The organism is Streptomyces sp. NPDC093109, assembly GCF_040701725.1.
Taxonomy (GTDB): Bacteria; Actinomycetota; Actinomycetes; order Streptomycetales; family Streptomycetaceae; genus Streptomyces.
Genome location: NZ_JBFBEZ010000032.1, coordinates 72,578 through 90,991, shown reverse-complemented (window position 1 = coordinate 90,991; position 18,414 = coordinate 72,578). Strand labels below are relative to the sequence as shown.

The window sequence follows — 18,414 nt, the reverse complement described above, 5'->3', positions numbered from 1 at the left end:
GTGTCCTCGCCGCCGAGGCTCAGGTTGGCTATCTTGGCGCCCTGGTCGGCGGCCCACTGCATGCCCGCGATGATGCCGGAGTCGTCACCGAACCCCTCGTCGTCCAGCACCTTGGCATCGAGGATCTTCGCACCGGGCGCGACGCCCTTGTACTTGCCGCCGGACTGGGCACCGGAACCCGCCACGATCGAGGCGACGTGGGTGCCGTGGCCGAAGTGGTCGACGGTGTTGCCCGAGCCCGAGAAGTCCTTGCGGAGGACCGAGACGCCCTTGAGGTCGGGGTGCGTCTGGTCGACCCCGGTGTCCAGGACGGCGACCTTCACGCCCGTACCGTCGTAACCGGCCCCCCACGCCGTCGGCGCGCCGATCTGCGCGACGCTCTTGTCCAGCGTGACCTTGCGCCGCCCGTCCAGCCACACCCGCTCGACACCGGGGGCGGCCTCGCGCGCCTCGTTCTGGGTGTCACCGGGCTCGGTGAGCGCGTCCCAGACGTCGGCCGTCTCGTCCTTGGGCGCGGTCAGCGCCTCGCCGGTGACGGCGGGCAGGACGCGGCGGACGGAGACGTCCGCGTCGGCGATGGCCGCCTTCGCGTCCGCCTTCCGGCTCGCGTTCTTGGCGTACGAGACGATCAGCGGGAGCGTGGTGCGGTGCGCGTCGTCGTACTGGGCCTTGAGCAGCCCCGTCACATCGAACAGCCGCCGGTCCAGCTTCCCCAGCGCGACCAGCTGGGCCGCGTCCTGCGGGATGACATAGGTCGCGCCCGCGTGCCGGGTGACCGACATGCGCACCGCTTCCCGCCCCTTGGCGGGCTCCACCCGGCCTACGCGGCCCTTGGCGTCCACATGCACCTTGTCACCGGTGATCAGGGTCACCGTGCCACCGCCGCCGAGGGCGGCGGGGGTGGCGGGGGTGGCGGGGGTGGCGGCGGCAGTGCCGGTGGTTGTGGCGGTGGCTGCGGCGGTCGCGGCGGTCGCCGGGGCGAACCCGGTGGCGAGCCCGGCGGTGAGCAGGGCCGCGACCATGGCCGCGCCGGCTCTTCTGCTGTTGGTCTTGTTGTTGCTGCTGCTGGTCCTGCTGCTGTTGTTGTTACTGCTGCTGGACAACTGTCCCCCCATGGACGATTGCGCGCCTGGTCGCCGGCAGGAATCAACAGGACTTATCCGTTGGCTGGTTGGATAGCTGGATCGCGCTGCCGGGGCTGATCTTTTCGGATGGAGAGATGCACGCCAGCCCCAGGTGGTTGCTCCGGTCACGGCCCTTTTTCCGCATTTCCGCAGTGCGGGGTGTCCGCGTACGGCAGGCGGGTGGGCCCTGCGGGACTGCGCGGCAGTGGAGTGGGGTGGCGCGGCACCGGCTGGGCGGCTGACGGTCCGGTGCTGGTTGCGGCTCATGTCCCGCTGGTCACTGGGGTGTTGTCGGGTGCGGGTCAGAGCGACGTTGAGTGGGGTGGGTGGGTGGCGGGGGTTGTGGTGAACGGGGCCGCCCCTCCTGGTGTGAGTTTCGCGCTTCCGGGCCGGGTATCAAGGGCGCTCCTCCGTCGCGTCGGCTGCGCCGATTCCGCTGCGCTCCACCCCTGACACCCGACCCTCCAGCGCAAGTGCGGCTTTTCGGGAGGGGCGGCCGGGAGGTGAGGGGGGCCCGGGAGGTCTGCTGTCCTGCCACTCGGCTCAGGGTCCGGCGGGCGAGTGGGCCCTGCGGGGCTGCGCAGCAGTGGCATGGGGCTGCCCGGCCCGTCTCGGCGGCTGACGACCGCCGGTTGGCCGGCACTCATGCCCCGCTGGTCACCGTTGCGTTGTGGTGCCCGGGAGGTGGGCGGGAGTTGCTGTCCGGCTCGGGTCCGGGCCGGTCCGGGGGCTCCGGGCGGTGCCCGGGGGCGGGGAGTGTGACGTTGGAGCCACTTCCGGCCCGTCAGATGGTCGCAGCGTCACAGTCGTCGGGATCAAGGAGCCCACCCCCACCAACATGTCCCATATGGGATGGTTTGGCGGGCGGTTGAGGGTCCCTCCGGACGGCACATGTGTCCTGAGGTGCGTTAGACGCCCTTCTGGATGCAGAGACCGCCTCCGGGAGCCCACTTGCCGCCACACAAGTCCCATCAGCCTCTCCCCCACCCGGAGTGACCAGCGGGGCAGGTGTCGCAACCGGCAACGGACCGCCGGCCGCCGAGCCGGTGTCGGACCGCCCCTCTCCTCTGCCGCGCAGCCCCGCAGGGCCTACCGGCCCGCCGGACCCTGAACCGAGTAGCAGAACAGCCGGTCCCCCGGGCAACCCCCTCCCCCCGGCCGCCCCTCCCGAAAAGCCGCACTTGCGCTGGAGGGTCGGGTGTCAGGGGTGGAGCGCAGCGGAATCGGCGTAGCCGACGCGACGGAGGAGCGCCCTTGATACCCGGCCCGGAAGCGCGAAACTCACACCAGGAGGGGCGGCCCCACACCCAACAACCCGCGCCACCGACCCACCCCACTCGGCGCTGCTCTGACCCGCGCCCAGCCACCGGCCATCAGCCGCCGAACTTGCCCGCCTTGACGCCGGCCAGCCAGGCCGCCATGCCCGTACGGGAGAAGACCAACGTCCCTACGCCGGGGTCCTTGCTGTCACGGACCGCGACGTGGCCGCCGGAGACGGACGCCACCTCAAGGCATTCGCCTCCGCCGCCGTTACTGCCCCCGGAGAAGCTGCTCTTGCGCCACTCCACATGCGTCAACGAGTCCACCTTTGCCATCCGGCCATCAGCCTCCGACCTTGCCCGCCTTGACGCCTGCCAGCCAGGCCGCCATGCCCGTACGGGAGAAGACCAGCGTCCCTACGCCGGGGTCCTTGCTGTCACGGACCGCGATCTGGCCGTCCGGCAGGAACGCGGCCTCAAGGCAGTTGCCGCCGGTGTCGCCGCCGCCGCCGGAGAAGGTGCTCTTACGCCATGTGACATTCACCAGGGGGGCTGACTGCGGCATCGATGGCTCCCGATTCGTCTCACTGCTACGCAAAGCGCTCCACGGCTTCGGCGATCACATCAATGGAATCCGCGCGAGAGAGCGCCAACTTGGTAAGGATCCCGAACCTGAGCGTGCACATTCGTACATGCTCACGATCCTCAATGTAAAACATGCCCGCCTGACCCTCCGCATAGCCGAAGTCAGGGATCGGTTCCGGCAACGTCAAGAGGGAGAAGGGACCCTCAAGCCCCGGGCTCCCGCCCACGTCCAGCGGAAGCACCTGAAGGGTTACGTTCGGGTTCTCCGCGACTTCGAGCAGCGACTGCACCTGGGCGCGCATGACCGAGGGTTTCCCGATGACCCTTTGGAGCACGGTCTGATCCATCACGAAGTGCAGATCGCGCGGGTGGCGGCGTGGGGATGGCGTTCGAGGAGGGGGCCGAGGTGGTGGTGGTGGACAGTGGGCACCGGTTGAGTGTGTGTTCGCTGGAGCGGGTGGTGCGGATGTTCGGCGGTGGCGCGGATATCAGCGCTCGCGTGGTGTGGGTGTCCCCCGAGGTACCGGCTGGGGCGTCGGCGGAGGTCTGAACTGCGTTCTGGACATGTGCATTTCCACGGGCCGGGCCGAGTTCTCCGAGACCACCCCCGTACGCCGGGGAGAGCCCGTCGGCTACCGGGCGGAAATACGGCCGGAGCGTCCGCGAAGTCCGCCTCGTCAACGGGGACTTCGCCGTCCGAACCGGATCCATCGGCTCCGGCCGGTCCTCACCCCATTCGCCCCATAGACGTAAGCGTCAGGTTCGGGTCCGGCTCTCGCTCGTCCACCAGCGCCGTGAAATCCGGCGTGCTGATCAGCAGGCCGCCCGCCGTCCGCTCGACCTTCAGCTCCCCCGGCGCTCCTTGCGTGCCCTTCGCGCCGTACCTCACCGCGAAGACGTGCAGGTCGTCCGGGGTCCCGGTCAGCGGCTCGGCCTCCAGGGCCGTTGTCGTGACGATGTGGCTCCAGCCCTCGTCCGGGTCGCCGTAGCCCCTCGGGTCCGCCGCCAGCGCGAAGGCCGCCGCCTCCTGGGTGGTGGGTGACGTGGCGGCGAAGACGGTCGGGTCCGTTGCCGCCGGGTGCGTCAGGCGGAGTCCGGCCGGGGCGTCCGCGAAGTCCTCGGGCTGCGCCGCGATCCGGCGCAGCCGGTCGCCCTCCGCCGTTACGTACGGCAGTCCGGCCAGCAGGTACGGGGATCCCGGCAGGCGTTCCACCAGCGCCGTCAGCCAGAGGCGCGAGCCGTCCGTGACGTACAGCGTCCGCACATGGCGCAAGGTGTGGTCCCGGGTCACCACCGGCTTGGTGATCAGCTTGGCCGTCAGGCCGGCGGTGCGCGCCTCGGCGACGCGGATCCGTCCCATCGGGCGGCACAGCAGGTGCCCCTCGCTCACCGGGCCGAAGCCGTGCTGCCGGTTGACCGCCGCCGGGATGACGACCGTGCCCGCGACCTCGATCAGCGCCGGGGTCAGCCGGTCGTCGAAGGAGACCGTCACCGTACCGGCGCGCAGCTGGTGGCGGGCGGGCGTCCGGTTCGGTGTGCGGCTCGGTGTGCGGTGCCAGGGGGTCGTGTCCTGGATCTGCCAGACCAGCATGAACGCGAAGTGGCCGTCCACCCCGCCGTCTGCCGCGACGGCGTGCCGGGACCAGCGGGTGTCGCCCCGGTAGCGGCCGAGGTCCGCGCCGATCCGGCCGCTGAAGTAGCGCAGGCCCAGGACGGATTCGAACGCGGAGTGCTGCTCGCTGTAGCGCGGGCCGCCGATGTCGAAGCCGCTGTCGGCGAGCCGGGCGTCGAGGTAGCGGGCGAGTTCGTCGCCGTCGTCGGCGAAGACCTGTGCGCCGCTGACGCGGTGGGCCTGGGCGAGGAAGGAGAGGGAGATCGGGCCGTAGTTGTTGTCGTACGCGCCGCCGTGCTCGGGGGGCAGCAGGGCGCCCCGGTCGCGTACGCGGTGGGCGCGGATCTCCGTCTCGTACAGGCGTGTCGCGCGCTCGCGTACGGCACCGGCCGCCGGTTCCGGCAGGTGCGCGGCCAGCATCAGGCCGCCGGTGACGCAGCCGATGGCCTGGTTGGCGGCGGCCTGCGGGTTGAAGTACGTGGCCTCGGTGAGCCAGCGCCAGTAGCCGTGGGCGACGGTCAGCAGTTCGTCGTACTGCTCGTGGGTGAGGAGCCGCTCTTCCGCGAGCACGTCGCGTGCCGCCTCGCGCGCCGCGTCCAGCACATTGACCGCCTGGAGCAGCGCCCACACCGTGGACGGCCAGTCGCCGATCGGATGCGCGCCGGGGGCGAGGACATAGCGCGCGTACGGCAGGCCAGAATCGCGCGTCCGCAGGTTGGGGTAGCCGGGGTTGTCCGTGCGGAAGACGCGTTCGCGCAGGTGGAATGCGGTGGAGCGGCGTACGGCCTCGGGCAGCCTCGGGTCCTTCGTACGGTGCCACGCGAGCGCGAGCAGCGCGGTGATGCCCAGGGAGGTGTCCCCGATGTCGTCGTCGGCGGCCGGTGACTCTAGGTTGCCGTCCGGGGTGAGGCGTGCCAACGCCTCCTCGGTGACGCGGGCCAGGACCGCGTCGTACGCCGCCGGGTCGTCCGGCAGGTCGTGCAGCGACGCCCACTGGTGCGGGAGGAGTGGGAGGAGCGGGAGCGAGGGAAGAGGGAGAGGTTGGGGTAGTTGGGGTAGTTGGGGTAGTTGGGGTAGTTGGGGTAGTTGGGGTAGTTGGGGAAATTGGGGAAGTTGCCGCTTTGCTTCCTCGGTCACCGTGCCGTCAGCCCTTCATGCCCGAGGTCGCCAAGCCTTCCACCAGCCGCTTCTGGAAGATCAGGAAACAGATCAGCGTCGGCAGCAGCGCGAGCGCCGACATGGCGAACATCGGCCCGAACGACGACCCGGCCGTCTTGTCCAGGAAGAGCGTCAGCCCCAGCGGCACGGTGAACTTCTCGTTGTCGGAGAGGTAGACGAGCTGGCTGAAGAAGTCGTCGTAGGTCCAGATGAAGGTGAAGATCGTCGTGGTGACCAGGGCCGGCTTCATCAGCGGCAGGATGATCTTCAGATAGATCTGGCCGGGGTTGGCGCCGTCCATCATCGCCGCCTGGTCGAGTTCGCGCGGGATGGAGCGGATGAACTGGACCATCAGGAAGATGAAGAAGGCGTCCGTCGCGAGGAACTTCGGCACGATCAGCGGCAGGAACGTATTGATCCAGTTGAGGTTGAAGAACAGCGTGTACTGCGGGATCAGGGTCGCCTGCATCGGCAGCATCATCGTGCCGAGCATCAGCGCGAACCAGATCCGCCGGCCACGGAACTCGAACCGCGCGAACGCGTAGGCCGCGAGCGAGCAGGACAGTACGTTGCCGATCACCGCGCCGATCGTGACGATCAGCGAGTTGGTGAGGTAGAGCGTGAAGGAGTTGCCGGAGCCGGTCCAGCCCTTGGAGTAGTTCTGCGGGTGGAAGTGCTGGGGCCAGAGGGACGGATCGGTGAAGATCTCCTGGTCGGGCTTGAGCGAGCTGCTGATCATCCACATCAGCGGATAGAGCATGACGAGCGCCACGCCGATCAGCAGGGTGTGGACGAGGATGCGGCGGGCGGGTCCCGCCGGGCCCTTCGGTTTCGCGGAGGTGGCGGAGGTGGCGGAGGTGGCGGAGGTCATCTTTGCGAGCATGGACATGTCGTACGTACTCCTCGCCGACTGCTCAGTCGTCGTAGTGAACCCAGTAGCGGCTGGCGATGAAGTTCACAGCCGTGAAGAGGGCGATGACCAGGAACAGCACCCACGCCAGCGCGGAGGCGTATCCCATCTGGAAGTCGGCGAAGCCCTTTTTGTAGAGGTAGAGCGAGTAGAGCATGGTCGACCCGATCGGGCCGCCGCTGCCGTTGCTGACGACATACGCGGGGGTGAACGTCTGGAACGAGCCGATGATCTGGAGGATCACGTTGAAGAAGACGATCGGCGTCAGCAGCGGCAGTGTGATCCGGCGGAACCGGGTGAACGGTCCCGCGCCGTCGATGGCGGCGGCCTCGTACACGTCCTTCGGGAGCTGCTTGAGGCCGGCCAGGAAGATGACCATCGGGGTGCCGAACTGCCAGACCGCCAGCAGGATCAGGGTGTAGATGGAGGTGTCGGGCGAGGAGATCCAGTCCTGGCCCTCGATGCCGAACCAGCCCAGCACCGCGTTGAAGAGCCCGTCCTCGCCGAAGATCTGCCGCCACATGATGGCGACGGCGACCGCGCCGCCGAGCAGCGACGGCAGATAGAACGCGGCGCGGTAGAAGCCGAGTCCGCGCAGCGGCCGGTTGAGGAGCACCGCCACGCCGAGGGCCAGGGCGAGCTTGAGGGGTACGGAGACCCCGACGTAGACGAGCGTCACCCGGACCGACTGCCAGAAGTTCGGGTCCTCGGTGAACATCCGGGTGTAGTTGTCGGCGCCGGTCCACTTCGCCGGGGTGAGCAGGTCGAAGTCGGTGAAGGAGAGGTAGAGCGAGTCGAGCATCGGACCGATGACCAGCCCGAACACGCCGATGAACCAGGGTGCCAGGAAGAGGAACGGCCACCAGCCCCCGGCGCGGCGGCGGGCCGCGCGCTTGCGTTCACGCTCCCGCTCGCGGTCCGGGGCACGGTCGCGGCCGGCGGGGGCGACCGCTGCCGGCGGCTCCTCCCCGGCCTTGTGCACTGTCTCGGTGGTCACACTCATCTCCCTGGCTTCTCCTGGCTCTGTGCTCGACGCGCGACGCTCGACACGGGAATCGGGAATCTCCCGGTGCCCGGTGGCGGTCGGTTTACGCCGACAGAATGCTCTCGGCCTGGTCGAAGTACTCGCCCAGCGCGGACTTGATCGACTTCTTGCCGAAGGCGATCGCCAGGTTGGACTGGAACAGCAGCTCGGTGACCTGGTTGGCACCCTCGGGCGGGGCGACGGGCGCGGGCAGCGCGTCGGTGGCCTTGGCGACCCGGTCGGAGACATAGGCGGCGGCGTCCGAGGCGCGCTGGTCGTTGGGGGTCATGTCGGGCGCGACGAGGGCGCGGGCCTTGTCGGTCGGCGGGATGCCGCGCAGCAGCGCCATGTCCTTGATCGCCGCATCGTCCTGGGCGAAGTACGACATGATCTCGACCGAGTCGGCGATGTGCGAGCTGCGCTTGGTCGCGCTGAGCAGCACTCCGCCGTTGACGTAGTTGCCCTCGCGCGCGCCGGACCAGCCGCCCTGCGGGGTGGGGACGAAGTCGAGGGTGGCGCCGGTGATGGAGCCGCCGGAGTTGTTGAGCCCCGAGTCGAAGGTGATCATCGCCTTGCCGATGACCACGGCGTTCTTGGTGAGGTCGTTGTGCGCGGAGGAGGTGACGGCGCCGCCGGGCGAGGCGTTGATCTTGCGCATCTCGGCCCAGTAGGTCCACCACTCCTCAAGGGTCTCGCGGGTGTAACCGAGCTTGCCGTCGGCCGTGTAGAGGTTCTGGCCCTTCTCGCGGGCGAAGATGTCGAACGCCTGGTTGGTCGAGCCGCCGCCGTCGTCGACGCCGAAGATCTTGCCGCCGCCGGCCTTGTAGATCTTGGCCGCGTAGCTCTTCAGCTCCTCCCAGGTCCACTCCTTGTCGGGCTCGGCCAGCCCGAGCTTCTTGAGACCCGTGACGTTGATGGTGACGATGTTGACGCCGATGCCCGAGGGCACTCCGTAGAGCTTGCCGTCGACCGTACCGGCGGCGAGGAGGGACTTCGAGAAGCCGCTGAGGTCCAGGGATTTCCCGACGTACTCGTCGAGCGGCGCGAGCACGCCCTTCTTCGCGTACGCGGCGACCAGCGCCGTGTCCATCTGGACGAGGTCGGGGGCGCTGCCGCCGGAGACCTGGGTGTTGAACTTGTCGAAGTAGCCGTCGTAGCCGGAGTAGCGCGGCTTGATCTTGATGTCGGGGTTCTTGGCGGTGAAGGCCTTCAGCGCCTTCTGGTAGGCGGTGTGCCGCTCGTCGCTGCCCCACCAGGTCATGGTCAGATCGCCGCCGGCGGAGCCCGCCCCGGTGCCCGAACAGGCGGTGAGGACGGAGCCGAAGGTCGTCGCGGCGGCGACCACGCCCGCCGAACGGAGCAGGTTCCTGCGCGAGATGGTGTGACCCACTGGGTGTCTCCCTGGGTGTGCGTGTCGGATACGCCGCCGGCCGGTGCCGTACGGGTTCCCTCGGGGTGCGCTTCCCGGAGCAGCGGCCTCGCCCGGCCGGTGCACTCCTGACGGACGGGGGGTCCCTGGTCCGGTCCCGCCGGTCAACGCGACCGGTGTGACGGGCCGTTCACCGTGCGAGCACGCCCTCGCACGGCTGCCGTGCTCGGGAGCACGGCGGGACGCCTCATCCGGAGTCGGATTCCAGCCGACTCGGTAAGCGCTTGCCGAGATATTCACCGAATGGTCCGGAGGAGTCAATGGCCGGACCCCTCCCCTCCGGTAACGGTTCGGACTCCGCGCGCCACGGCGAGTCTGGTCGCGCCTGCCACCGTCCCGCTCTCGCCGACCATGCTGCTGACCGCCTCCGTGGGCCAGCTGAGCCGGGCCAGCTCGGCCCGTACCCCGGGCAGGAGCTGCGGATTCGCGCCGATACCGCCGCCGAGCACGATCAGTCCCGGGTCGAGTACGGCTGCCACGGCGGCGGCCAGCCGGCCGACCTCGCGGGCGTGCGCGGCGACGAACTCGGCGGCCCGCGCCTGCCCGGCGGGGGCCCCAGCGGTACGGGCCGCGCCGGTGGGCACCCCACTGCCCGACGACGCCCCGCCCGCCGACGCGAGCGCGAACAGCTCCTCGGCGGTGCGCGGGCAGGGACCGTCCGCCGGCTGCCAGGCCGCCTCGGCGCGCCGGAGCAGGGAGCGTGCCCCCGCGTACGCCTCCAGGCCCTCGTGGACGGAGTCCCGGCCGTCGGCCCAGGGATAGGGCAGCCGGGCGATCTCGCCCGCCGCGCCGTTGGCACCGCGCAGTACCTGGCCGCCGACCACGAGGCCGAGGCCGATTCCGTACCCGACCTGGAGATAGCCGAAGGTGTCGCGGCCCCGGGCCGCGCCCTCGTGCAGCTCGGCCAGGGCGGCGCAGTTGACGTTGTTCTCGACGTGGACCGGGATGTCCGGGGGCAGTTCCAGCGCCTCGACGGCCGCCGCGACGCGCGGCGTGGCGGGTCTCGGCGGCGCGCCGTCCCGTACGGAGGCGACGTCGGGTACGGCGATGACGGCGGCCCGGACCATCGCCCCCGGCAGGCTGTCGAGCACGGCGCGCACGGCCTCGCGCGGGCTCGGGTCGCCGTCGGTGCTCCGGGTGGCGAGCACGGTGCCGTCGAGGGCGCAGCCGCGCACCTCGGTGTGGGTGGAGCCGAGGTCGATGGCGAGCACGGTTCCGGCGGCGCGGCCGAGCCCGTACACGGCGGCGGACCGTCCCATGCCTCCGTAGGAGGTGCCGGAGCGGGCGGCCAGCCCGGCGGACTCCAGCTCGGCGACAGCCGTGGAGACGGTGGGCTTGGACAGGCCCGCCCGCAGGGCGAGCTGGGGTCTGGTCGCGGCCCCGGCGTCCGCCAGCACGGCGAAGACGGTGCCGGCGCTCTCGGTCAACTGCATGCGTCCCCTTGGGCGGTCGGTGATCGGTCGGTGATCGGGCGGTCGGTGATCGGGCTGTCGGGTGATCGGGCTGTCGGGCGGTGTGCGGGTGGTGTGGTGGGACAGTGTGGTCCGGTCGGCGGGCCCGGAGCGAGTGGTGCGTCGTCCGTCGCGTGCCGTGCCGTCGCCGTGCCGTGCCGCGTACGTCCGGAGTTCGGGCTGTGACACGTCTTGTTGTCACGCCTCTTGACGCACCCTACTTCGTTAGTTAATTTCCTAATCAACTGCGCGGTACTCGCCTGCCACGCAGCGGTCCCGACCGTTCCACCGCTCCGAACTCACACAGTTCAAGCCACGGTTCGCCCGCCGTGCGCAGTACCGCGCAACGAAAGAGGCCCCGTGCAGGTCCCCACGCCCCTCACGGTCGGAATCGACGTGGGCGGCACCAAAACCCACCTCCGCGCCTGCGCGGGGGCGGACACCGTCACCGACCATGTCCGTACGAGCGACGGCTGGCGTCCGCACGACACCGCGGCCGCCGCCGACTGGCTCGCCGCCCTGCTCCACGACGTCCTGCCACCGGGGACCGCGCCCGCCGCGGTCGCCGTCGGCGGTCACGCCTGCGAGACCCCCCGGCAGTGCGCCGGTATTCGCGCCGCCCTGCACGCCCGGCTCGGTGTGCCCTGCATCGTCGTCGGCGACGCCGAACTCCTCGCGCCCGCCGCCGGGGTGCCCGACGGCGTGGGCCTCGTCGCCGGTACGGGCTCGGTCGCCGTCGGGAGGCTGCCCGACGGCACCGCCGTCCAGGTCGGCGGCTGGGGCGCGGTCCTCGGCGACGAGGGCGCCTCGGCCGGCCTGGTCCGCGAGGCCGCCCGCGCCGTATGGGCCGCCCACGACCGGGCAGAACCCCCCGACGAACTCGCCCGGCTGCTCACCGCCTCCCTCCACGTACCCGAAGTGCCCGCGCTGGGCGCGGCCCTGGAGGGGGCCGCCCGGGTCTCCGCCGAGTGGGGCCGCCACGCACCGAGCGTTTTCGAAGCAGCCGCCGCGGGTTCATCCCTCGCCCGTACGGTGATCGCTGACGGCGGGCGGGCGCTCGCGGAACTCGTCGTGCGGCTCGCCGCGCGCGGGGCCTCGGTGGCCGATGTCGTCGTCGCCGGCGGCACCGTACTCGCGCAACCCGCTCTGTACACCGCCTTCACCGAGGCCCTGGCTCTGGCCCTCCCGGACACCCGGACACGCCCACTGCGGGTGCCGCCGGTCGCGGGGGCCGTCGCACTGGCCCGGTCCCTCGCCCGACCCGGCGCCCGCGGCGCCTTCGAAGCCCCCGGAGCCCTCGGAGCCCTCGCGCCCGAAGTCCCGTGAGCCTCCGGAGCCGTGGCCGCACCCGACGCCCCCGATGCTTTCGACGATGAGGAGAGCACCGCATGACGATCCTCCCCCCGGCCGGCCCCGACACCCTCGGACGGCGCGGCTTCCTGCTGCGCTCCGCGGGCGTCTCCGCCGCACTGGTCACCGCCCCGACCGTGCTGACCTGGCTGACGCGCCCCACGGCAGCCGCCGCCGCGCCCCTGACCGGCGCCGCGACCTCTGCGGCCTCCGCCACGTCCGCGCGGACCGTCGCCTTCGTCGACAGCTACACCACCAACATCCTCACCAACCTCACGCCCGAGACCAACGCGGTCGTACGGATCCTCGGCGGCATGGCCGACGTGTGGAAGACCGGCGACGCCTGGAACACCGGCACCCCGCTCATGCCCGACGTCCTGCGCGCCAACATGCGCTACTGCGCGCGCATCACCCGCGTACGCACCGACGCGCAGGCGCGGCAGGCGTTCATCTACGACCGCCAGGACCAGAGTTACGCGGCGATCGGCGGCCTCGGCCCGCTCGCCGAGCTGTACCGCACCGGTGCGAAGGCCGTCACCAGCATCACCGGCGCCCCGGACACCGTCCCGGACACCAAGATCAACGATGCCGTCCCGGCCGGCGCCCCCGCCGGGTCCGCGATCGGCGCGGGCTCGCCGGACTCGGAGCTGGGCAAGGTCGTCGAGCTGGTCAACACTGTGCGCGGGCCGTCCGCCTCCAGCAACCCCGGCAAGTTCGCCTACCAGTACCCCCGCCCCTGGCGCATGACCGAGGACAGCAAGGTCGTCGACACCGGCAGGACCGACGAACTCGGCTACCCCGTCTTCCGCTCGGACGTCGTGGTCGTCCCGCAGCTGCTGCGCCAGCGCAGCACCACGCCGGCCGAGGACGGCGGCTACCCCAGCGGCCACACCAACGCCTTCTACCTGGCCTGCCTGGCGCTGGCGTACGCGGTCCCCGAGCGCTTCCAGGAGCTGGTGGCCCGCGCGTCCGAGCTCAGCCACAGCCGCATCGTCGCCGGCATGCACTCCACCGTGGATGTCATCAGCGGGCGCACCATGGCCACCGCGCTGGCCGCCGCCACCCTGGCCGACCCGCGCAACGCCGGCCTCAAGGCCGCCGCCGTCCAGCAGGCCGCCACCTTCTTCCGGGCGCGCACCGGCAGCACGGCCGACACGCTGTACGCCTACGCGCACGCGGCGGGCCCCGGCACCGACCCGTACGCCGACCGCGCCGCCAACGCCGCCGCCGTCACCCCCCGGCTGACCTACGTGCTGCCCCGGCGGCACGGCCGGTCGCAGCCGATGACCGTACCCAAGGGCGCCGAAGTGCTGCTGGAGACCCGGCTGCCCTACCTGGACGCGGCCCAGCGCCGCGAAGTGCTCCGCACCACCGCCCTGCCCTCCGGATACGTCCTGCTGGACGGCAGCGAGCTGTGGGGCCGCCTCGACCTCTTCACCGCGGCCGACGGCTACGCCGCGTTCGACCGGGACGTACGCGTCACCCTGGACGCGTCCGCCGGCGGCTTCGGCGCCGCCGACACCTGGCGCAACGACATCGACGGCGGCGGCGGTCTGACCAAGCGCGGCACCGGCGCCCTCACCCTGACCGGGACCAACCGCTACGCGGGCGGCACCGTCGTCCAGGAGGGCACCCTCACCGCCGCGTCCCCGCACGCCCTGGGCAGCGGCGACGTGCAGGTGCGCGGCGGGACGCTGCGCACCGCGTCCGCCGACGGCGGCGTGCAGATACGCAAGGGCTACACGCAGTCGGCCGACGCCACCCTGGAGGTCACCCCCGGCGCCTCCCGCCGCAACCCGGCACTCGTCGTCGCCCACGAGGCCGTCCTGAGCCGGGGCAGCACGCTCGTCGTCCACCTCAACGCCGACCAGGCCGGAACCGGGTCCGGGGCCAAGGACCGCACCGTCCCCGTCATCGGCGCCCGGAAGCTGCGCGGACGCTTCGACACCGTCACCGTCACCGCCACGGGATACCGCGCCGAGCCGGTCTACACCGCGAACGGCCTCTCCGTACGGCTGACCAGGCGCTGACCCGCGCCCACGCCGCCGTAATCCGAACGACGAAAGGCACCCTCCCGCATGCGCGTCCGCGACGTCCGGTCCACCGACCTGTTCACCGGCTCGGCACACGCCCCCCGCCAGGTCGTACGGGTCACCGTGCAGGCCGGCCCCGGGGCCGGGACCGGACCGTCGCGGCTGCGCGTGGAGGGCCCGACCGTCGCCACGCCCGAGCCCGTGTCCGTACCGGCTCTGGCGGCGGGCGAGGAGCGGGTCGTCGAGGCCGGGGTGGTGATCGCCGCACCGGCGCCCGAGGGCTCGGTCCACCGGGTCACGGCGGTGTGGGAGGAGACCACGGGCGCGGGCGGCGGCGCGGGCTCCGGACACGCCGGATCCGGCGGCTCGGGCTCCGGCGGCGGGCGGGCCGCCGGGAGCGGCAGCGTGGTGGCCTCGGCCACCGGCTGGACGATGTGGATGATCTCGCACTTCCACTACGACCCGGTGTGGTGGAACACCCAGGCGGGCTTCACCGAGATCCGCCACCAACTGCCCGACCTGCCCTGGGTCGACCGGCTCCGCCCGCCGCACGTCCGCAGCGCCTTCGACCTGGTCCGCGCCCATCTCGACGCGGCCCGCCACGACGAGGACTACCGCTTCGTCCTCGCCGAGATCGACTACCTCAAGCCGCACTGGGACGCCTTCCCGCGCGACCGGGCCGATCTGCGCCGCTTCCTGCGCGACGACCGGATCGAACTCGTCGGCGGCAGCTACAACGAGCCCAACACCAACCTCACCCACCCCGAGTCCACCATCCGCAACACCGTCATGGGCGTCGGCCACCAGCGCGACATCCTCGGCGGCGACCCCCGCTCCGGCTGGCAGCTCGATGTCTTCGGCCACGACCCGGCCTACCCGGGACTGCTGGCGGACGCCGGACTCAACTCCAGCGCCTGGGCGCGCGGCCCGTTCCACAACTCGGGCCCCGTCGGGCACACCGGCGACATCGAACGCATGCAGTTCCCCTCCGAGTTCGAGTGGATCTCGCCCAGCGGGCGCGGCGTCCTCACCCACTACATGGCCGGGCACTACACGGCCGGCTGGGCCATCCACCGCACGGAGTCGCTCGACGCGGCGATGGCCGCCGCGTACGACCAGTTCGCCTCGCTCAAGAAAGTCGCCGCGACCCGCAACGTCCTGCTGCCCGTCGGGCACGACCACAATGTGCCCTCCCGCTGGTGCACGGAGATCCACCGCGCCTGGTCGGAGAAGTACGTCTGGCCCCGCTTCACCATGGGGCTGCCGCGCGACTTCTTCGCCGCCGTACGCCGCGACGCGGCGGGGGGACCCGGGACGCCCGCGCGCCCGATCCGTCCGCAGACCCGCGACATGAACCCGGTCTTCACCGGGAAGGACGTCTCCTACATCGACACCAAGCAGGCCCAGCGCGCGGCCGAGACCGCCGTCCTCGACGGCGAGCGGCTCGCCACCCTGGCGGCGCTCCTCGGCGAGTCCTTCCCCGCGGCCGACCTCGACAAGGCGTGGCGGCAACTCGCCTACGGCGCCCACCACGACGCCATCACCGGGACCGAGTCGGACCAGGTGTACCTGGACCTCGTCGGCGGCTGGCGCGAGGCGTACGAACTCGGTGACCGCGTCAGGACCACCGCCCTGCACGCCCTCGCCGGCCACACCGACACGCGCGGCGAGGGGCGGCCCGTGCTCGTCGCCAACACCCTGTCGTGGGAACGCGACGGGCTCGTGACCGTACCCGTCGACGGCATCGCGGGCATCGCGGGCACCGAGGGCTCCCGGCCCGTCGTCGTACGCGACACGGACGGCAGGCCCGTCCCCTCCGTGACCGGCGCCGGCACCGTCACCTTCCTCGCCCGCGACGTGCCCTCCCTCGGCCACCGCGTGTACCACCTGACGGAGAGTGAGCAGCCGGCCGACCAGGTACGGATACAGGCGCGGGAACAGACTGGCGACCAGCCCGACGAACCCGCCGAGTGGACCCCCGCCGCGTGGACCCCCGTCCCCGGCGCCACCGCCGCCGCCAACGACCGCTTCCGTATCGAGGCGGACCCGGCCCGCGGCGGCGTCCTCACCCGCGTCACCGACCTGCGCGACGGCCGCGAACTGCTGCGCCCCGACGGCGTCGGAGCCGAACTCACTCTCCAGGACGAGCACACCACCCACCCCGTCTGGGGCGAGGGCCCCTGGCACCTGCTCCCCAAGGGGCCCGCCTCGCACCGTACGAGCGACCGGCCGGCCGCCTCCGTACGCGTCGAGCGCTCCCCCCTCGGCCAACGCCTCGTCGCCGAAAGCCGGCTCGACGGGCTGCGGCTCACCCAGACCGCCACGCTGCTGTACGGCTCCGACCGCGTCGACTTCCACACGCGCGTGGACGGCTCGATCGGGCAGGACCGGCTGCTGCGCGTACGCTTCGACCTCGACCTGCCCGGCACGCTGCCCGTGTCGGAGGTCGGATTCGCGGCCATCGGGCGGCCGTTCGGCTTCCCGGATTCCGACGCGGCCGAGCATATGTGGACCCTCGACAACCCCGCCCACACCTGGTCGGGCCTCTCCACGACCGCCCGCGTCGCCCTGCACGCCGCCGACGGCACCACCCTGCACCACGCCTTCGGCATCGCCGAAGTGATCGCCCCCGCTGATCATGACGTACGCCCCCTGCTCACCCGTCTCGTCGCCCGCGGCGTGACCGCCACGAGCACCCATCCGGACAGCCCGCGCTACGGCTCGCTCGACGCCGACTCGAACCTGCCCGACATCAGAGTGACACCCGCCACTGACAATCCCGCCGACAACCCGTTCGCCGAAGCCGTCCTCGCCGCCTGCGCACCGGAGTTCCGGCAGGCGCTCGCCGTGCACGGGCGGGTCTTCGTCCCGGCCGACCGAACCCGTCACGCGTCCTGGCGGCCCGGCGCCGACCTGCGCGGCGCCCGGGATCTGCCGGTCCTGATCGTGCGGCCCCGGGACACGCTGGCCGACCTCGCCGACGGCGCGGTCGACGTCCCCGTACCCGCGGGCCTCCCGACCACCGCCGAGCCCGCCTGCGACTACTCGGCCGCGCTCCTCAACCACGGCACCCCCAGCTCCGTCGCCACCCCCGACGGAAGCCTCCACCTCACCCTCATGCGCTCGTGCACCGACTGGCCGGCCGGGGTCTGGCTGGACGGGGAGCGGCGCGGCGCGCCCGACGGCAGCGGCTTCAACCTCCAGCACTGGAGCCACGACTTCCGCTTCAGCCTGGCCGCGGGCCCCGGCGACTGGCGGCAGGCCGGTTTCGTACGGGCGGGCCACGAGGCGAACCACCCCCTGCTGGCCGCCGTCACCGCCGCCGCCCCCTCCCCCGGGCAGCTGCCGCCGCGCGTCTCGCTCGTCGAGGTCGCCCCGGCCACGGTCGGCCTCAGCGCGCTCAAGCCGCGCGGCAACCCCCTGTCGTCCGGCCTGCCCGGCGACACCGCGCCCGCGCGCGACGGCCTGACGGTCCGTCTGTACGAGACGCAGGGCCGTCCCGTAACGGCCGAACTCCGCGTGTACGGCGGCCTCGCGGCGCCCGAGCGCACCGACCTCCTGGAGCGCTCCACCGCCCCTGGGCCGACCGCCCTGGAGTGCGCTACGGACGGAGCGGTACGGATTCCCCTCGGCGCGGCCGACATTGCGACGATCGCGGCCGTACCGCTGCACCACCCGGTGGAGCGGGAGGAAGGGGAAATGCGGCGGCCGTCGCCCGCCCACGAGCCGGTCCAGCCCGTCTTCGCGCGCTACTGGCTGCACAACACCGGCCCCGCGCCGATCGGCGGGCTCCCCACGAACATCCGCCTGACGCGCCTGGAGACGAAGGGAACCACCGGCCCGGCGGAAAGCACCGGGCCGGCCGGCACGACCGCCTTCCGCGTCACCGTCTCGGTCTCCGCGAGGCCCGCCCGCGGCACCGTCACCCTCGACATCCCGCCCGGCCTGAGCGCGCTGCCGCTGCCGCCGCTGGACTACGACCTCGCGCCCGGTGAGTACGCCGAGTTCGAGTTCCGCGTCCGCCGGGACGCGGCGGCGGCGCCCGGTACGTACTTCGTGGCCGCGCGCCTCCGTGACGAGGACGGCCAACTGCTGGAGGACGCGCTCCCGTTCACGCCCGAGAACCCGGCGGCCCCACTGGACCTCGGCGCCCGGCTGACCCGCCCCGAGCCAGGACGGCTCACCCTGCTGCTGGCCAACCCGTCCGCGAGCGAGGTGCGCGGCGAGGCGCACCTCATCAGCCCGTACGGCACCTGGGGCGCCCCCGGCGACCCGCTCGCCCTCGCGCCCCGCCTGCGCGGCTTCGCCCTCGCGCCCGGCGCCACGGCCGCCCTGGACTTCACGGTGACCACCGCGCCGGACCCGGGCCCGGTGGGGGCGTCCGGCGAGTGGTGGGCGCTGGCGAAGGTGGCGTCCTTCGGCCGGGTCTCGTACACGAACACCGTCCCGCTGAACGCGGAGGCTCCACGCGGTCAGTGA

At 72.1% G+C, this 18,414-nt stretch carries 12 protein-coding genes and 1 pseudogene; 4 read left to right on the top strand and 9 right to left on the bottom strand.

Annotated features, from left to right (window positions below):
• The 4 genes and pseudogenes from AB0389_RS27235 to AB0389_RS27220 all read right to left on the bottom strand — a co-directional run.
• On the bottom strand, nucleotides 1-1,103 hold a 1,103-nt coding region (locus AB0389_RS27235), incomplete at its 3' end, for a S8 family serine peptidase (RefSeq protein ID WP_366398125.1).
• A gap of 1,394 nt (nucleotides 1,104-2,497) precedes the next feature.
• Nucleotides 2,498-2,719, bottom strand: a complete 222-nt coding sequence (locus tag AB0389_RS27230; RefSeq protein WP_366398124.1) for a DUF397 domain-containing protein — start codon at nucleotides 2,717-2,719, stop codon at nucleotides 2,498-2,500.
• A 7-nt stretch (nucleotides 2,720-2,726) separates the two neighbouring features.
• A complete protein-coding gene (locus AB0389_RS27225) occupies nucleotides 2,727-2,948 on the bottom strand; it encodes a DUF397 domain-containing protein (RefSeq protein WP_366398123.1) in 222 nt (73 codons plus the stop codon).
• 25 nt (nucleotides 2,949-2,973) lie between these two features.
• Nucleotides 2,974-3,333: pseudogene (locus AB0389_RS27220) on the bottom strand (DUF5753 domain-containing protein); the annotation flags it as partial.
• Nucleotides 3,334-3,350: 17 nt separating this feature from the next.
• Between AB0389_RS27220 and AB0389_RS27215 the strand changes: the two are divergent.
• Nucleotides 3,351-3,518 (top strand): hypothetical protein, encoded by a 168-nt coding sequence (locus AB0389_RS27215; protein ID WP_366398122.1) that lies wholly within the window; start codon nucleotides 3,351-3,353, stop codon nucleotides 3,516-3,518.
• A 177-nt stretch (nucleotides 3,519-3,695) separates the two neighbouring features.
• On the opposite strand, the gene AB0389_RS27210 is transcribed toward AB0389_RS27215, so the two are convergent.
• The 5 genes from AB0389_RS27210 to AB0389_RS27190 form a co-directional block, all read right to left on the bottom strand.
• Nucleotides 3,696-5,564: a hypothetical protein gene (locus tag AB0389_RS27210; protein WP_366398133.1), complete on the bottom strand. Its 1,869-nt coding sequence runs from the start codon at nucleotides 5,562-5,564 to the stop codon at nucleotides 3,696-3,698.
• Between the two features lie 160 nt (nucleotides 5,565-5,724).
• Nucleotides 5,725-6,627 (bottom strand): carbohydrate ABC transporter permease, encoded by a 903-nt coding sequence (locus tag AB0389_RS27205; protein ID WP_366398121.1) that lies wholly within the window; start codon nucleotides 6,625-6,627, stop codon nucleotides 5,725-5,727.
• Nucleotides 6,628-6,652: 25 nt separating this feature from the next.
• Nucleotides 6,653-7,645 carry a sugar ABC transporter permease gene (locus AB0389_RS27200; RefSeq protein WP_366398120.1) on the bottom strand — a complete coding sequence of 331 codons (993 nt, stop codon included), beginning with the start codon at nucleotides 7,643-7,645 and terminating at the stop codon, nucleotides 6,653-6,655.
• A 91-nt stretch (nucleotides 7,646-7,736) separates the two neighbouring features.
• The gene (locus tag AB0389_RS27195) at nucleotides 7,737-9,062 is read right to left on the bottom strand and encodes an ABC transporter substrate-binding protein (RefSeq protein ID WP_366398119.1); all 1,326 of its coding nucleotides are present in this window, start codon (nucleotides 9,060-9,062) and stop codon (nucleotides 7,737-7,739) included.
• A gap of 296 nt (nucleotides 9,063-9,358) precedes the next feature.
• Complete coding sequence (locus AB0389_RS27190) at nucleotides 9,359-10,534, bottom strand: ROK family transcriptional regulator (RefSeq protein WP_366398118.1); 1,176 nt, start codon at nucleotides 10,532-10,534, stop codon at nucleotides 9,359-9,361.
• 378 nt (nucleotides 10,535-10,912) lie between these two features.
• Between AB0389_RS27190 and AB0389_RS27185 the strand changes: the two genes are divergently transcribed.
• From AB0389_RS27185 to AB0389_RS27175, 3 genes are all read left to right on the top strand, one after another.
• Nucleotides 10,913-11,878, top strand: a complete 966-nt coding sequence (locus AB0389_RS27185; RefSeq protein ID WP_366398117.1) for a BadF/BadG/BcrA/BcrD ATPase family protein — start codon at nucleotides 10,913-10,915, stop codon at nucleotides 11,876-11,878.
• A gap of 62 nt (nucleotides 11,879-11,940) precedes the next feature.
• Nucleotides 11,941-13,932 (top strand): phosphatase PAP2 family protein, encoded by a 1,992-nt coding sequence (locus AB0389_RS27180; protein WP_366398116.1) that lies wholly within the window; start codon nucleotides 11,941-11,943, stop codon nucleotides 13,930-13,932.
• 48 nt (nucleotides 13,933-13,980) lie between these two features.
• Complete coding sequence (locus AB0389_RS27175; protein ID WP_366398115.1) at nucleotides 13,981-18,414, top strand: glycoside hydrolase family 38 C-terminal domain-containing protein; 4,434 nt, start codon at nucleotides 13,981-13,983, stop codon at nucleotides 18,412-18,414.

Bases quoted from the DNA above. Each gene is read 5' to 3' on its own strand.
- AB0389_RS27230 (WP_366398124.1), bottom strand. From the start codon at position 2,719: ATGGCAAAGGTGGACTCGTTGACGCATGTGGAGTGGCGCAAGAGCAGC.
- AB0389_RS27225 (WP_366398123.1), bottom strand. From the start codon at position 2,948: ATGCCGCAGTCAGCCCCCCTGGTGAATGTCACATGGCGTAAGAGCACC.
- AB0389_RS27215 (WP_366398122.1), top strand. From the start codon at position 3,351: ATGGCGTTCGAGGAGGGGGCCGAGGTGGTGGTGGTGGACAGTGGGCAC.
- AB0389_RS27205 (WP_366398121.1), bottom strand. From the start codon at position 6,627: ATGTCCATGCTCGCAAAGATGACCTCCGCCACCTCCGCCACCTCCGCC.
- AB0389_RS27190 (WP_366398118.1), bottom strand. From the start codon at position 10,534: ATGCAGTTGACCGAGAGCGCCGGCACCGTCTTCGCCGTGCTGGCGGAC.
- AB0389_RS27180 (WP_366398116.1), top strand. From the start codon at position 11,941: ATGACGATCCTCCCCCCGGCCGGCCCCGACACCCTCGGACGGCGCGGC.
- AB0389_RS27175 (WP_366398115.1), top strand. From the start codon at position 13,981: ATGCGCGTCCGCGACGTCCGGTCCACCGACCTGTTCACCGGCTCGGCA.